We start from the raw sequence: 15017 nt of genomic DNA on the forward strand, positions 1-15017 counted from the left end.
CTGCCTGTGCGTGCGCTGTGCGTGTCATGACAGGTCGTACACCGTGGCGCCGGACACCTGCTGTGCCTCGTAGTTCTCCGCGACCCACTCGGCGATCCGCGCACCGGCGTCGCTGCCGCCGGTCGCGGTGCCGGACATGCCGCCGTCGCCGATGAAGTAGCGGACCTGTCCGTTGTGGACATACTCCTGGAACTGTGCCGGCGTCGGCGCGGGGTCGGTGCCGTTGAAGCCGCCAACGGCGAGCACCGGTCTCCCGGACGCCAGCTGGTAGCCGGCCGCGTTGTTGGACCCGACGGTCGCGGCGGCCCACGTCCGGTCGCTTTCCCGCAGCAACGCCACCAGGTCCGCGCCGGGCGTCGGCGCGTCGAGCAGACCGCCCATGCCGCCGCCGAGGTTCGTGGTGCCCGCCGCCGGTCCCGCGGCGGGCAGCGCACCGGAATGCGTCGCCGCCGCCGTCTGCGACGAGTACGCCGCCGGTCCCGCGAGCGCCACGACCGCCGCGAGCACCGCCACCGCCGGGTGCTGTTCGACCAGCAGCAGCAACGCCGCCACGGCGAGGCCGAGGACCAGCAGCACCAGCGAGTCCAGCAGCAGGTACGTCTCCAACGCGGTCAGCGCCACCGCGCCGGACAGCACCGCGGCCCCGGTGGAACCCGTGCGCCACAACGCCACCGCGCCGATCCCGATCACCCCTGCGAGCGCCGGAGCCAGCGCCACCGGGTAGTAGGCGTGGATGATCCCGTCCATGAGGCTGAACACCACTGCCGTGACCACGAGCCACCCGCCCCACAGCAGCAGCGACGTCCACATCGGACCGCGGCGCCACGTCGCCAGCAGACCGCCGGCCAGCAGCACCACGGCCGCGGGCAGCAGCCACGCGATCCCGCCCGCCATCTCCGCGCCGAACAGCCGTCCCCACCCGCCACCGGAGCCGCCGCCGCCCACGCTGCCGACCTCGTCACCGGTCAGGCGGCCGAACCCGTTGTACCCGAACGTCAGCTCCAGCACCGAGTTGTGCTGCGACCCGCCGATGTAGGGCCGGTCGGCGGCCGGCCACAACGTCACCAGCAGCACCCACCAGCCCGCGCTCACCACCAGCGCGCCGACGGCCACGGCCAGGCCCAGCAACCGGTTGCGCCGCGCGCCGACCACCCACGCCAGCCCGAACGCGGGCAGCACCAGGAACGCCTGCAGCATCTTCGTGAGGAACCCGAACCCGACGCACGCACCCGCCAGCGCGAGCCACCGCACGCGCCCGTCGTCGATCGCGCGCACGGTCGCGTACGCGCCCGCGGTGAGCAGCAGCACGAGCAGCGCGTCCGGGTTGTTGAACCGGAAGATCAGCACCGCGACCGGGGTCAGCGCCAGCACGATCCCCGCCAGCAGCGCGGCGGCCTCGCCCGCGACCCGTTTCACCGCCGCGTACAGCAGCCACACGGTCGCGACCCCCATCAGTGCCTGTGGCACCAGGATGCTCCACGCGTGCACGCCGAAGATCCGCGCGGACAGGCCCATCACCCACACCGACGCGGGTGTCTTGTCGACGGTGATCCCACCCGCCGCGTCGGTCGCGCCGAACAACAGCGCCTGCCAGCTCGTGGCACCGGCCTGCGCGGCCGCCGAGTAGTACGCGTTCGCCCAGCCGGAGGCGCCCAGGCCCCACAGGTACAGCACGCCGGTGGCGGCGAGCAGGACGGGGAGCACGGGGCGGAAAGCCGTGCGGCGCACGGAAAGGGCCAGGGTGGTCATGAGACCCAACCTGGCGAGCGTCGCTGGGTGACGCCTTGGTCAACCCTGTGCGTGCGCTGTGTCCCGGGGAAGCCGCACGGTGAACCGGGTGTGCCCGTGGCGGCTGTCGACGGTTACGTGCCCGTGGTGGGCCTGCACGACCGCCGCGACGATCGCCAGCCCCAGCCCGGTGCTGCCCGCGGCGCGGGAGCGGGACGAGTCACCGCGCGCGAACCGCTCGAACACCGCGGGCAGCAGGTCGCCGGGGATGCCGGGACCGTCGTCGGTGACCGTCAGCGTCGCGACCTGGTCCGTCGCGGCCAGTCCGATCGTGACGGTCGTGCCGGGCGGGGTGTGCGTGCGCGCGTTGGACAGCAGGTTCGCGAGCACCTGGTGCAGGCGCGCGTCGTCACCGGGCACGGTGACCGGGTCGGGCGGCACGTCGAGGCGCCACACCTGCCCTCGGCCCGCGACCTGCGCGTCGCTGACCACGTCCACGACCAGCCGCGAGAGGTCGACCGCCGCGAACTCCAGCGGGCGGCCGGAGTCCAGGCGCGCCAGCAGGAGCAGGTCCTCGACGAGTGCCGTCATGCGGGCCGCCTCGGACTCGACGCGGCCGAGCGCGTGCGCGACCTCGGGCGCCACGTCGTCGTCACGGCGGCGGATCAGCTCGGCGTACCCGCGGACGGCGGCCAGCGGGGTCCGCAGCTCGTGGCTGGCGTCGGCGACGAACTGGCGGACGCGGGTCTCGCTCTCCTGCCGGGCGGTCAGCGCGTCCCGCACGTTGCCGAGCATCCGGTTGAACGCCAGCCCCACCTGGCCGACCTCGGTGTTCGGGTCGGTGTACCGCTTCGGCACGCGTTCCGCCAGCTCCACCTCGCCCCGGTCCAGCGGCAGGTCGGCGACCCGGCCCGCGGTGGCCGCGACCCGGCGCAGGGGCTGCAGCGCCCGCCGGACGATGAACGCACCCGCCACGGCCGCGGCCAGCAGCCCGGCGAGGGCCACACCGCCCATGATCAGCCCGGCGCTGAGCAGGACGTCGTTGACGTCGGCCATCGGCAGTCCGGTCACCGACGTCAGGCCGTTGGGGAGTTCGCGGGCGACCAGCCGGTACTCGCCGAGGTCGCCGATGGTCGCGGTGCGGGGTTTGCCGTCCGCGAGCACAGCCCGGACATCGGCCTCCTCGGCGGCGGTCAGGGTGCGCGGCTGGTTGGTGCTCGTCTCCTGCCACCCCGCCGTGGTGTCGCCGAGGTAGAGCGCGCTGATGGTGCCGGTCGCCTGCCTCGGTGGGGTTTCGAACTCGAGGTCGGGGCGCGGGGGGTTGCCGGGGCCATGGTTGTCGACGATCATCACCGTCTTGCCGCTGGCGTCCTCGAGCCGGTCGTCGAGCTGGTCGACGAGGAAGGCGCGGAGCGCGATCTCCGAGATGGCCACGATGACCACGCACACCAGCGCGAGCAGGACGATCTGCTCGAAGATGAGCCGCCGCTTCAGCGACCAGCTCGCCACGCCCCGCTCAGCCTGCGGGCTTGAGGACATAGCCCGCGCCCCGCATCGTGTGGATCATCGGCGTGCGGCCGGCGTCGATCTTCTTGCGCAGGTAGGAGATGTACAGCTCGACGATGTTGGCCTGGCCGCCGAAGTCGTAGTGCCACACCCGGTCGAGGATCTGCGCCTTCGACAGCACCCGGCGCGGGTTGCGCATCAGGTACCGCAGCAGCTCGAACTCGGTGGCGGTGAGGTCGACCAGCTCGCCGCCGCGGTGGACCTCGCGGCTGTCCTCGTCGAGGGTGAGGTCGCCGACGACCAGCGACGCGCCCGTCGACGCCTCGGTCACGCCGGTGCGGCGGAGCAGGGCCCGCAGGCGCAGCGTGACCTCCTCGAGGCTGAACGGTTTGGTGACGTAGTCGTCGCCGCCCGCGGTGAGGCCCGCGATGCGGTCCTCGACGGCGTCCTTCGCGGTGAGGAACAGGACGGGCAGCGTCGGCAGGTCGGCCCGCATGCGGCGGAGGACCTCCAGGCCGTCGACGTCGGGCAGCATGACGTCGAGGACGACGGCGTCCGGCCGGAACTCGCGGGCCACGCGGACCGCCTTGAGACCGTCGGGGGCACTGCGAATGTCCCAGCCCTCCAGGCGCAACGCCATCGTGACGAGCTCGGCCAGCGCGGCCTCGTCGTCGACCACCAGGACGCGGACGGGTCGGCCGTCCGGTCGTCGCAGCTCACTCCGCATAGGAACAGGGTCGCCCGCGAGGGTGTGGTTCCGCTGTGTGAAACCTGTGGATTCGCTGTGTCGGGGGAGGGTCACAGCGGTTGCCCACAGCGAGCACAGGTCACGCACAGGTACGGCCCGGACGCTGTTCGGTATGAGTACGGAACAGACAGAGACACCTCAGTGGGGCGCCCCGCCACCGCCGGCCCAGCCGCGCACCCGGTGGTCGGTGAAGCGCATCGCGGTCGCGGTGGCGATCGCGGTCGGCATCGCGGCGGCGGGCGGCGTCGCCATCTACGCCGCGAGCGGCTCGACCGCCGCGGAACAGGGCGGCCCCGGTGGCGGCCGCACCGGTGGCCCGATGCTCGTCGGCGGACCGATGGGCGGGATGTCCGGTATCGACCACGGCGAGTTCCTGACCGGCGAGATCACCGAGCTGACGGACGACTCGATCACCGCGGCGAGCGAGGACGGCTACACGAGGACCTACGTGATCGACGACGGGACCGAGCTGACCGACGGCATCGAGAAGGGCGACGAGGTGACGATCGTCGCCACCACCGACGGCGACATCGCGACGGCCGAGTCGGTCATGGAGATGGGCACGATGCCCCAGCGCCGCGCCGGCGGCGGCCCGCCCCAGAACGGCGACCGCGGCCAGGACGGCGGCAACTGAGCCCCGGGCGGCCGCCGGCCCCCGAGAACCAGCGTAGAGCGCCGCACCGACAGGGGCGGGCCGTGCTGGGTGAGTTGTCCACAGGGTGCCGGGTTGTCCACAGGCCCGGGCAGCGGACCGCCGTTTCCGTCGGTGCCCGCCGTTACGCTGGATTCCGGGGGCCGGCGGCCGCCCTCGGTCAGGGCGCCGCGGTTTCCGTCGTGGCCGGTTCCGGCGGGACCACGCAGTCCTGGGGCTCGCCAGCCAGCTCGCCGACCACCTCGGCCGCCGTGTCCGGCAGGTCGCACTGCCCGGCCGGTACCACCTCGGTCGCGTCCACCGACGGCTCCGACGGCGGCGCTGGCTCGGACGGCGGCGCTGGCTCGGACGGCGGCGCTGGCTCGGACGGCGGCGCTGGCTCGGACGGCGGTGGCGGCTCGGATGGCGGCGCTGGCTCGGATGGCGGCGCTGGCTCGGATGGCGGCGCTGGCTCGGATGGCGGCGCTGGCTCGGATGGCGGCGCTGGCTCGGATGGCGGCGCTGGCTCGGACGGCGGTGTCGGCTCGGATGGCGGCGTCGGCAAGGTCGGCGGCGGAGTGGTCGGTGGCGTGGTCGGTGGCGTCGAAGGAGGTGTCGACGGTGGCGTGGTCGGCGGTGTGCTGGGTGCCGTGGTCGGCGGTTGCGACGGCGAGCTGGTCGGTGGTGCGCTCGTCGAGGTCGGGGCCTCCGGTGGCAGCCACGAGACGTCGGTGACGTCGGCGACCGACAACGTGTTGTCCCGGTAGATCGCCATCCACGAGCGGACCAGCGCCAGGTAGCTGACCGAGTGGTTGTAGCTCAGCACCGCCTCGTCCAGCCCCTCGGGCGTGCCGAGGTCGCGGTCAGCGGCGCACAGGTAGCGCGCCGCGGCCAGGCTCGCGTCGTACACGTTCTGCGGGTCGCGCCTGCCGTCGTCGTTGCCGTCGGACCGCCACTTCGACCACGTGCCCGGGATGAACTGCATCGGGCCCACCGCGCGGTCCCACGACGTGTCCTCGTCGAGCGTGCCGCCGTCGGTGTCGTGGATCGCCGCGAACGGGCCGCCGTCGAGCACCGGGCCGAGGATGGGGGACAGCGCCCGCCCGGTCGCGTCCACCCGGCCGCCGCGGGCGTGGCCGGACTCGACCTTCCCGATCGCCGCGAGCAGCTCGACCGGGAGGTGGCAGTCCGGCTGCACCAGGTTGGTCCGCTCCACCGCCAGCCGGTAGGCCGCCAGCACGGTCGCCGGGATGGTGCCCGTCGCCGACGGCGGCAGCGCGTTGACGAACCTGCTGCTCGCCAGATGGCTTTCCACCAGCGGGAACGTGAGGTCGGGATGGGTGCCGCCGTCCGAGGGCACCGGCGTTCGGTCACTCACCACGGGTGCCTCGGTGATCGCCGGTGCGGCCGAGGAGGCCGCCGACGCCGCCAGGAGCACCGCGCCGATCGCCGCCAGCCCAGCGGAGGGCCGCCGTACCCGGCGGGGCACGCCGCCGGTCCGCGTGATCGTCCGTGCGTTCCTCTTCGGCACCCCGATCCACCCCTTCGATTCCCCTGTGGACAGGTGAACCCAAGCCAGTAGAGCACCGGGGCGACACGGGAGACAGCAATCGTGGGCACGACGTACCCGATCGGGTAATCAAGCCAGCCTCATTAGTGACAGTGCCCTGCTCGGAGCGTCACGACGGCGGTGACGCTCCTCAGTCAGTTGCCTCCACGGTGGCACCGGCACCGGCACCCACCGGGGCGCCGCGTGGCGGGATGGCGTCCGCACGGGCCGGATCGACCCGCTTCAGCGAGCCGTCGGCCGCGGTCTGGCTGACGGTCAGCATCACCAGGTAGGCCGCCCGGATCTGCGACTGCTCGTCGTCGATCGCGGACAGCTCCAGCAGCACGCTCGCGCTGCCGCGCAGGCCGTAGGCGTTGCGGGCGATGCCCTGGTAGTCCCCGCCGGGGTACTGGCTGACGTTGCCGCCTGCCAGGTGGTCGATGGTCCGCCGCGCCACGACCGTCACCTGCTTGGCCGCGTCCACCGCGGCGGGCGCGACACCGGGGTGCGTCGGCCACATCAGCGACGCGGTGATCTCGCGGCCGTCGTCGTCGAGGTAGCGGCCCTGCATGTGGAAGTCGATCGTGATGTGCGGCCGGAACCCGGCGTACGCGCGCTGGATGTGCCCGGCCTCCGTCGCCGGGTTGTCCCCGGGTGCCACGGCCGGGTCGTGGTACCGGTTGATGTCGTAGCCCTTGCCCTTCTCGCCGTACTCGGGGTCGGCGTCCGGGTCGTAGTTGTACCGCCAGTTCCTGGTGTGCCCGTCCGGGTTGGCGCGCACCACCACGTCGAGCGTGACCCGCGAGAGCAGCCACCGGTGCCAGACCGTGTTCGGCACCCCGACGGTGCGCAGGAACTCGACCGCGGCGGGCGTGCCGAGCGGTTCGTTGCCGTGCTGCTGGGTGATGAACTGGATCCGCACCGGCCCGTGCCCGAGGCGCGCGGCCAGGACCGGCCTGCCCTCGTTGGTGGCGCCGATGCCGCGGACCTCGATCCGTCCGTGACTCCTGCGCGCGAGGTCTTTCAGCTGTGCGGCGAGGACTTCGTTGCTCGGCCGGGGGTCGACCGTGTGGGTGAGCGGTGCGGTGGACTGTGCCTGAGCGGGCGCGGTCAGCGAGACGAGCGCCATCGTGGTCGCGGCGGTCAGCGCGAGCAGGGTACGTGAGCGCATGCGAACCAAACTCGCACGTACCGGCGTGGGTGACAAGGGCGTCAGGTGCGGCCCTTCAGCCCGGCCGCGGTCGCGATGGTCGCCACCAGGCCGAGGCCACCGGCCGCGACCAGCGTCACCGGCGCCGACGTCAGGTCCAGCAGCACGCTTCCGCCCACATAGGACAGTGCGGCCGCGATCCCGATCGCGCCGTACAGGTTCCCGAACACCCGGCCCAGCATCGCCGCGGGGACCAGCCGGGGCAGCAACGTGTTCGTCGCGACGTCCATCGCCGCGATGCCCAGCCCGCGCACCGCCTGCACGGTGAACGCCGCCGCCACCGCCCATGCCAGCCCGGTCAGCAGGTTGCCCGCACTGCTCACCGCGAACCCGGCGATCAGCAGCACCCCCATCGGCACCCGGCGCCCCGCGGAACTCAGCAACGTGTACCCGGCGAGCAGCCCGATCCCCACCGCGGCGAGGAGCAGCGCCACCGCCGAGTCGCCCGCGCCGAACGTGTCGTGCGCGAGGAACACCAACGCCACGTCGTCGACCCCGTTGCACGCCACCACCGCACAGAACCCGAGTGTGATCGCCCGCACCGCCCTGTTCGACCAGATGAACCGCACGCCCTCGCGTGCCGACCCCAGCAACCCGCCCTCGGCGGGCGCGGGCCGCAGCGACGGCACGGCCAGCAGCAGCAACGCGGACAGCCCGAAGGTCGCCGCGTCCACCACCAGCACACCGGGCACGCCGACGAAACCCACCAGTCCCGCGGCCAGCAGCGGCCCGAGCACCTCACCCGCGTTGGCGCCGAACCCCAGCAACGCGTTGGCGGCGGGGAGATCCTCGTCGGCCACGAGCGCGGGCATCGCCGCCCGGGACGCGGGCAGGAACACCTGTCCCGCCACCGCTCGCAACGCCACCAGCACCAGCAACAGCGGCAGCGGTGGCAACGTCAGCGCGATCACGAGGACCAGCCCGCCCTGCACGACCTCCGCGACCAGCATCACGCGCCGCAGGTCGAACCGGTCGCTGATCGCACCGGTCAGCGGGCCCAGGAGCGACGGAGCGAAGTCACCCACCAGCAACAGCAACGCGACCGCGAGCGCGTCCCCCGTGCGGTCGGCGACCAGCAGCATCAACGCGACGAGGCTGAGCGCGTCGCCGGTCAGCGACACGATCCTGGCCGTGGCCAGTGCGCCGAAGGGCCGGTTGGTCCGGACCAGGCGGATCGTGTCGATCACGAGGGGTCAGGCTACCTTCGCCCGCAGCGGGATGTCGCGCACAATTCCCCACGTCGCGGCGCATGCCAGCACGGCGAGGCCCAGGCAGATCGCGACGGTCGGGAGCACCGGCGACGTCAGCGTCACCAGCTCCAGCAACGTGGACCCGTTGAATCCGGTCAGGACCTCACCCGGCGCGACGAGCACGAGTCCGAACGGGACGGTCGCGATACCCAGCAGCCTGCCGCGGGTGAACCCCGCGGCGATCAGCACACCGGCGGTCGCCCACAGCAGCAGCACCACCGAGAACGAGCCGAGGATGCCGAGGACGTTGCCCGTGTCGCCGAACACGCTCGGGTACGCGAGCCGGTGGTCCCAGCCGAGCAGCGCGTACGCGCCGCGTTCGAGCTGGTAGCCGGCCGTCACCAGCACGGCGAGGCACACGGCCAGGCCCGGGAGGTAGGACCACAGCTGCCGCAGGAAGTCCCGCCGGGTGCGGCCGTGCGCGAGGTTGAGCCGCAGGTAGGTGTTGATCGCGTCGACGCCCACGCCGAGCGCGAACCACCGAGGCGCCTGCGTCGCCAGGTAGTGCCAGATGCTGCGGTCGACCTCGCCCCAGATGCCGATGCCGGTGACGATCAGCGCCGACAGCAGCATGAGCGGCAGCCACAGTACGAACCCGAACGACACGTGCGCGGTCAGCAGCACACGCAGCAGCGGCAGGCGGGCGGTCATCGGGCACCCCCGGAAGTCAGGTGTACGAACAGGTCCTGCAGTGCGAGGGGGTCGAGGTCGAGGCCGACCTCGCGGGCCCGCGCCTTGCGCCTGTCGTCGAGCGGGCCGTACACCATCGCCGACTTGGTGCGGCCCAGCGTCCGCTCGCCGAGCACCTCGAGCCCGATGGTGAACGAGTCCACGATCGCGGCCTCCCCGGTCACGGCCGAGCCCGCGGCCCGCAACGTGTCCGCCTCCTCGTGCAGCAGCAGCCTGCCGCGGTCGAGGATCAGCACGTCCTCGAACAGCGAGGCGACCTCCTCGATCAGGTGCGTCGACACGATCACCGTGCGCGGGTGCTCCAGCACGTCGGCCAGCAGCGTGTCGTAGAAGGCGTACCGGGACGGCGCGTCCAGCCCGAGGTAGGACTCGTCGAAGATCGTCACCGGGGCGCGGGACGCCAGGCCGATCGTGACGCCGAGCGCGCACCGCTTGCCGTGGGAGAGCGACTTGGCCTGCTCGTGCCGGGGCAGCTCGAACATCGCCAGCAGCTCGGCGGCGTACGCGGCGTCCCAGCCGGTCCGCAGCCGTGCGGCGTGGTCGATCAGGTCGTCGACGGTCACCGACGGGGTGACCGCGTCGCCGACGCCGCGGACGAGGCACACCTTCGCGGCCGCGGCGGCGTTCTCGAACACCGGCTCGCCGTCGACGTGCACCGTGCCGCCGGTCTGCCGCTCGAACCCGGCCAGGATCGACAGCAGCGTCGTCTTGCCCGCGCCGTTGCGCCCGAGCAGACCGCAGATCTTGGTGCCGGACAAGGAGAACGTCACGTCGGTGAGCGCGGCGACCGAGCCGAACCGCCTGCCGAGTCCGCGCACCTCGATGTCGGTCATCGCTCGTCCTCCCGTGCCAGCTCGTCGATGCGCTCGACGAGCTCGGACAGCTCGATGCCGACGGCCCTGGCCTCCTCGACCATCGGGTCGAAGACGTCGGTGAAGAAGCTCTTGCGCCGCCGCGTGCGCAAGGTCTGCCGCGCCTGCGGGCTCACGAACATGCCGATGCCCCTTCGCTTGTAGAGGATGCCGTCGTCGACCAGCTGCTGGAAGGCCTTGTTGACGGTGGCGGGATTGATCCGGTGGAACGCGGCGTACTTGTTGGTCGACATCACCTGCTCGTCCCCGGCCAGGGCGCCGCTCAGCACCTCGGCCTCGATCCGCTCGGCGATCTGCCGGTAGATCGGGCTCCGGTCGTCGAAGTTCACGGTCACCGCCCGGTCCGTCGGTTAGTTACTACACTAATGAACCACGCAACCTGTGCGAAGTCAAGCCACCGGGACGGACCTGGTTGGAAAGCGCTTTCTCCGGTACTTTTCGAAGCGATACGAGGCGAACGTGACCACGAGGAAGTGCACGGATGAACCACGGGATCACCAGACGGAGACTGCTCGCGTTGCTGGGCGCGGGCGTGACGGGAGCATCGATGGCGGGCACGGCGGCCGCCGACCCGCTCGCTGCGGGCGGGCGCTGCGGGCGCATCCCGCGCGGCGGCATCGGCATGCACCTCTACACGGTCCGCGACCTCCTCGCGGCCGATCCGCTCGGCACGCTCAAGGCGCTGGCCGGGATCGGTTACCGGTGCGTCGGGGTGAGCGCGTTCCCGCGCCCCGCCGAGGAGATCAGGGACATGTGCGCGGAGGCCGGTCTCAAGCCGGTGATCCTGCACATCGGGCACGGTGACCTCACCGGGAACCTGGCCGCCAAGCTCGCCGACGCGAAGACGATCGGCGTCCGGTGGGTCGTCCTGTCGTCGTTCCCCGGCAGCATGTACACCGTCGAGGGCATGCGGCTGGGTGCCCGGCAGCTCGACGAGGCCGGTCAGGCCGCCCGTGAACTGGGTCTTGGCCCGGTGCTGCACCACAACCACGACACCGAGTTCCGCGTGGTCGACGGCACCCGCCTCGCGGACATCCTGTTCGGCGAGACCGACCCGCGCCACGTCGGGTTCGAGCTCGACCTCGGCTGGGCCGACCGGGCGGGCATGGACGGCAGGCAGCTGTTCCTCGACCACCCGCACCGCTTCCCCGTGCTGCACGTCAAGGACCACGACGGGCAGGGCTCGTGGACCGACGTCGGCCACGGCGTCATCGACTGGTCGCGGACCTTCGAGACCGCGCACCGCGGCGGCGTGAAGTACTGGCTGGTGGAGCGCGACGACCAGCCCGCTCCGCTCGACACGGCCCGCAACAGCTTCAGAACGCTTGCCAGGCTTAGGTTCTAGCGATCACCCCGGGCACCGGTGTAGGCAGGGAGGATGACTGAGAACTCCCGGCGAACGTTTCTCACGGCGACGGTGGCGGCGGCAGGCGGTGTCGCGCTGGCGGGGACACCCGCGGTGGCGGAAGCGGCGGGCGGTGGCGACCGTCCGCCGCTTCCGCAGCCGCCCGACAAGGAGCTGCGCGCGATCCTGCGTGAGGTGGACCAGGACCGCATCGAGGCGATCGTGCGCAAACTGGTGTCGTTCGGCACCCGGCACACACTGTCCACACAGGACGATCCGGTGCGGGGCATCGGCGCGGCCAGGGACTGGATCCTCGCCGAGATGCGGCGGTACGCGGCGGCCTCCGGCGGCCGGATGACCGTCGAGCCGCAGTCCTACCTCCAGGAACCGGCGCCGAGGATCCCGGTCCCGACCCGGATCACCAACGTCGTGGCCACGTTGCGCGGCTCGGTGACGCCGGAACGGGTGTACGTGGTGTCCGGCCACTACGACTCCCGCGTCTCCGACGTCATGAACGCGACCGCCGACGCCCCGGGCGCCGACGACGACGCGTCCGGCGTCGCGGTGGCCATGGAACTGGCGCGGATCATGGCGAGACGCGCACCGAAGGCGACGCTCGTGTTCGCCGCCGTCGCGGGCGAGGAGCAGGGCCTGTACGGCGCCAGGTACATGGCCGCCCAGTACCGGGCGGCGGGCACCGACGTGCAGGCCGTGTTCACCAACGACATCGTCGGCGCCAGCAGGGCCGACGACGGCACCGTCGACCGGCGCACCGTGCGCCTGTTCGCGGAGGGCGTGCCGACCGCGGAGACCCCGGAGGAGGCCGCGACCCGCCGCGCGGTCGGCGGCGAGAACGACTCCCCACCACGTCAGCTCGCGCGCGGTTCGTGCGGTCGGTCGCCGACAACGGCGAGACCGGCATGGACGTCAGGGTGATCTACCGGCGGGACCGCTACCTGCGCGGCGGCGACCACATCGGCTTCCTCGAACAGGGCTACCCGGCGGCCCGGTTCACCGAACCCAACGAGGACTACGCCCACCAGCACCAGGACGTGCGGGTGGAGGACGGCAAGCAGTACGGCGACCTGCCGGAGTTCTGCGACTTCCGGTACATGGCGGGGGTGGCCCGCGTCAACGGCGCCGCGCTGTGGTCGCTGGCGGCCGCGCCGGGCACCCCGAAGGGCGTCCGCGTCCGGACGAGCGGGCTCACCAACGACACCGAGCTGTACTGGCAGCGCGGCACCGAACCCGACCTCGCGGGCTACGAGGTGGTGTGGCGCGAGATGACCGAACCGGAGTGGACCCACGTGATCGCGGTCGGCGACGTGACGACGGCGACCGTCGACATGTCGAAGGACAACGTGTTCTTCGGGGTCCGGGCCGTGGGCCGGGCCGGGCACCGCAGCCCGGTCGCATACCCCTCGCCCGGCAGCTGAGCATCGAAATCCCCTGAGTGTGCCAGGTGGCATATGCGCAGGTCGCGGCTTGCCTGAGCATTGTCGTACCGGGAGACGATAGGGGAGAACGATGGACACCACCCACGCGAGGACACTGGCCCGCCAGGCCGAATGGACACCGCGATCCGGGGCGAGCACCCCGGACGTGTACCCGCCGCACCCGCCACTGCAGTCCGGTGGCTGGTACCGCGGTTCGGCCGAGGAGGCACCGGGCCCCGGCAGGCCGCCGGTCGCCACGGCCCCTCGGCTGTCCCTACGGGCGGCGGTCGTGCTCACCGTGCTGTTCGGACTGGTCGGTCTGCTCGCCAGGACCGTGGACGACGGGGCGTTCGCGGTCCTGGCGACGATGGGCGCGCTGGCGGCGCCGGCCCTGCTGCTGCGGGGGCGGCGCCGGTCCGGCTAGAAGGAGACCAGTGGGCCGCCGGTGATGAACTCGAAGGCGAAGTTCACGAAGAAGAACCCGAAGAACAGGAAGTTCAGCACCAGGATCACGTAGTGCCACGGCCGGGGCCTGGCCGCCTTCGGGAGCCGGGAGTTCAGGTACATCAACGCGAACGGGAACATCAGCGCGCCGAAGTTCGACATGTTCGCCGAGATCTGCACCAGCTCGACCGGGAGCGCGAGGTGCAGCGCTGCCGCGATCACGACCAGCACGACCAGCATGTACGGGTAGTAGAACTTGCGCGGGTCACCCTCCAGCCTCCGGCGCAGCCGGGGGCTGGTGGCGTGGACCGCGTCGGTGAAGTTGCGGACCAGCGCCTCGAAGATGCCGAGCTGGGTGGAGAACAGCACCATCACGCCGACGACGAGCATCAGGTAGAACATGCCGAGGCCGTACTCGTTCCCGAGGTGCTCCGCGGTGAAGGTGGGGACGTTCGCGGTCGTCGGGGTCTCGCCGCTGGTGTTGACGACGTGTGCCATGAGGATCGTCGGCAGCAGCATGCCGATCATCGCGCCGCAGAAGAACACCAGCCACAGGTCGATCATCAGCAGCCGGTACCACCGCCGCCAGCGGGAGGTGTTCTCCGCCGTGTCCGGGAACGTCACGCCGACGGCCCGCACCTCCTCCTGCCTGCCGCGCAGGCCGGACAGGAACCCGACGCGCGAGCCCATGCCGTAACCCTTGTCGCGGTAGTGGTTCATCGCGTACCAGTTCAGGCCGGACGCGAGCGCGGTGAACCCGGCGAGCGCACCGAGCGTGGTCGCCGTGATGCCCGCCGGTGGCGCGGCGGGGGTGACGAGACCACGCACGCCCTCCCACCAGACCGACCACGGCACGACCGTCACACACACCACGACCAGCACCACCAGCAGTGTGCCGACCAGCACCCAGTTGGCGAGCTCCAGCGTGCGGGACACCTTGCGCGCCAGGGCGGTGATCGCGAAGACGACCAGCAGCAGCCCGATCGCGAGCAGCCGCACCCACTCGATCTCGTCCGGCCGGTGGGTCCGGCCCGTGATCAACGCGAACAGTCCCTGCCCCGCGCCCGCGGCCCACCCGCCGAAGATGAACGCGAAGTAGAACGCGATGAGGGAGAAGGGCACCCACAGTTTCCACCCCGGCGGCACCCGGCCGAACCCGACGATCGGCACCTCGCCGGTCGCGGTCACGTACCGGGCGCACTCGACGTTGTAGAACGTCTGCAGGATCGCGGAAACGGTGATGACCCACCCGACCCCGACGAACCCGAACTCCCCGATCGCGCCCGGCCCGAGCAACCACTCCCCGCTGCCGACGGAAATCCCGAGCGCGATGAGGCTCGGTCCGATCACGAACTGGACTATCTGCCGCGCGCCGAGCCTGCGGACCTTGAACACTTCTTCCGGTTCCGGCAGGTCGGCCACGCCCAGCGGTGGCCGGCTGACGCCGAGTTGGTATTCGGTGGGCTGAGAAGCACGTTCATCGACACCTTTGGCCATGACGACCTCCTCAGTCTGATTTAGCGCACCACGACATTTCCGTCAATTGTCCTTTACGGACAACGGAACGCGTTCGCAGTGCGAACAGACGAGAGGTCTCGGAAATGGCGG

At 71.8% G+C, this 15017-nt stretch carries 15 protein-coding genes; 5 read left to right on the plus strand and 10 right to left on the minus strand.

Annotated features, from left to right (window positions below; genetic code table 11):
- Positions 1 to 24: 24 nt before the first annotated feature.
- The 3 genes from ACFPCV_RS09455 to ACFPCV_RS09465 are packed head-to-tail and all read right to left on the minus strand — an operon-like array spanning position 25 to position 3961.
- Positions 25 to 1749: an ArnT family glycosyltransferase gene (locus ACFPCV_RS09455; RefSeq protein WP_378055665.1), complete on the minus strand. Its 1725-nt coding sequence runs from the start codon at positions 1747 to 1749 to the stop codon at positions 25 to 27.
- Positions 1750 to 1788: 39 nt separating this feature from the next.
- On the minus strand, positions 1789 to 3267 hold the full coding sequence (locus ACFPCV_RS09460; RefSeq protein WP_378055666.1) for a sensor histidine kinase: 1479 nt from the start codon (positions 3265 to 3267) through the stop codon (positions 1789 to 1791).
- Positions 3245 to 3961 (minus strand): response regulator transcription factor, encoded by a 717-nt coding sequence (locus tag ACFPCV_RS09465; RefSeq protein WP_378055667.1) that lies wholly within the window; start codon positions 3959 to 3961, stop codon positions 3245 to 3247. The genes ACFPCV_RS09460 and ACFPCV_RS09465 overlap by 23 nt, the downstream gene beginning before the upstream one ends.
- Before the next feature lie 133 nt (positions 3962 to 4094).
- Here ACFPCV_RS09465 and ACFPCV_RS09470 point away from each other — a divergent pair, with 133 nt between their 5' ends.
- Positions 4095 to 4616, plus strand: coding sequence for a hypothetical protein (locus ACFPCV_RS09470; RefSeq protein ID WP_378055668.1), 522 nt, complete (start codon positions 4095 to 4097; stop codon positions 4614 to 4616).
- A 178-nt stretch (positions 4617 to 4794) separates the two neighbouring features.
- Here ACFPCV_RS09470 and ACFPCV_RS09475 read toward each other — a convergent pair whose 3' ends face one another.
- From ACFPCV_RS09475 to ACFPCV_RS09500, 6 genes are all read right to left on the minus strand, one after another.
- Positions 4795 to 6144, minus strand: a complete 1350-nt coding sequence (locus ACFPCV_RS09475; RefSeq protein ID WP_378055669.1) for a lytic transglycosylase domain-containing protein — start codon at positions 6142 to 6144, stop codon at positions 4795 to 4797.
- A gap of 169 nt (positions 6145 to 6313) precedes the next feature.
- On the minus strand, positions 6314 to 7333 hold the full coding sequence (locus tag ACFPCV_RS09480) for a M14 family zinc carboxypeptidase (protein WP_378055670.1): 1020 nt from the start codon (positions 7331 to 7333) through the stop codon (positions 6314 to 6316).
- Between the two features lie 41 nt (positions 7334 to 7374).
- Positions 7375 to 8559, minus strand: coding sequence for an MFS transporter (locus ACFPCV_RS09485; RefSeq protein ID WP_378055671.1), 1185 nt, complete (start codon positions 8557 to 8559; stop codon positions 7375 to 7377).
- 6 nt (positions 8560 to 8565) lie between these two features.
- Positions 8566 to 9273, minus strand: coding sequence for a hypothetical protein (locus ACFPCV_RS09490; protein WP_378055672.1), 708 nt, complete (start codon positions 9271 to 9273; stop codon positions 8566 to 8568).
- A complete protein-coding gene (locus ACFPCV_RS09495; protein ID WP_378055673.1) occupies positions 9270 to 10145 on the minus strand; it encodes an ATP-binding cassette domain-containing protein in 876 nt (291 codons plus the stop codon). The genes ACFPCV_RS09490 and ACFPCV_RS09495 overlap by 4 nt, the downstream gene beginning before the upstream one ends.
- The gene (locus ACFPCV_RS09500) at positions 10142 to 10519 is read right to left on the minus strand and encodes a GntR family transcriptional regulator (protein WP_378055674.1); all 378 of its coding nucleotides are present in this window, start codon (positions 10517 to 10519) and stop codon (positions 10142 to 10144) included. Before ACFPCV_RS09500 ends, ACFPCV_RS09495 begins: the two co-directional genes overlap by 4 nt.
- 146 nt (positions 10520 to 10665) lie before the next feature.
- Here ACFPCV_RS09500 and ACFPCV_RS09505 point away from each other — a divergent pair, with 146 nt between their 5' ends.
- The 4 genes from ACFPCV_RS09505 (at position 10666) to ACFPCV_RS09520 (ending at position 13389) form a co-directional block, all read left to right on the plus strand.
- Entirely contained in the window at positions 10666 to 11529 is an 864-nt protein-coding gene (locus tag ACFPCV_RS09505) for a sugar phosphate isomerase/epimerase family protein (RefSeq protein WP_378055675.1), read from the plus strand.
- A 33-nt stretch (positions 11530 to 11562) separates the two neighbouring features.
- Positions 11563 to 12465 (plus strand): M20/M25/M40 family metallo-hydrolase, encoded by a 903-nt coding sequence (locus tag ACFPCV_RS09510; protein ID WP_378055676.1) that lies wholly within the window; start codon positions 11563 to 11565, stop codon positions 12463 to 12465.
- The gene (locus ACFPCV_RS09515; RefSeq protein ID WP_378055677.1) at positions 12450 to 12965 is read left to right on the plus strand and encodes a zinc-binding metallopeptidase family protein; all 516 of its coding nucleotides are present in this window, start codon (positions 12450 to 12452) and stop codon (positions 12963 to 12965) included. The genes ACFPCV_RS09510 and ACFPCV_RS09515 overlap by 16 nt, the downstream gene beginning before the upstream one ends.
- Positions 12966 to 13056: 91 nt before the next feature.
- Positions 13057 to 13389, plus strand: a complete 333-nt coding sequence (locus tag ACFPCV_RS09520; RefSeq protein WP_378055678.1) for a hypothetical protein — start codon at positions 13057 to 13059, stop codon at positions 13387 to 13389.
- Here ACFPCV_RS09520 and ACFPCV_RS09525 read toward each other — a convergent pair.
- Positions 13386 to 14906: an Nramp family divalent metal transporter gene (locus ACFPCV_RS09525; RefSeq protein WP_378055679.1), complete on the minus strand. Its 1521-nt coding sequence runs from the start codon at positions 14904 to 14906 to the stop codon at positions 13386 to 13388. The genes ACFPCV_RS09520 and ACFPCV_RS09525 overlap by 4 nt on opposite strands.
- Between the last annotated feature and the right edge of the window lie 111 nt (positions 14907 to 15017).

Source organism: Actinophytocola glycyrrhizae (assembly GCF_042653545.1).
Classification (GTDB): Bacteria; Actinomycetota; Actinomycetes; order Mycobacteriales; family Pseudonocardiaceae; genus Actinophytocola; species Actinophytocola glycyrrhizae.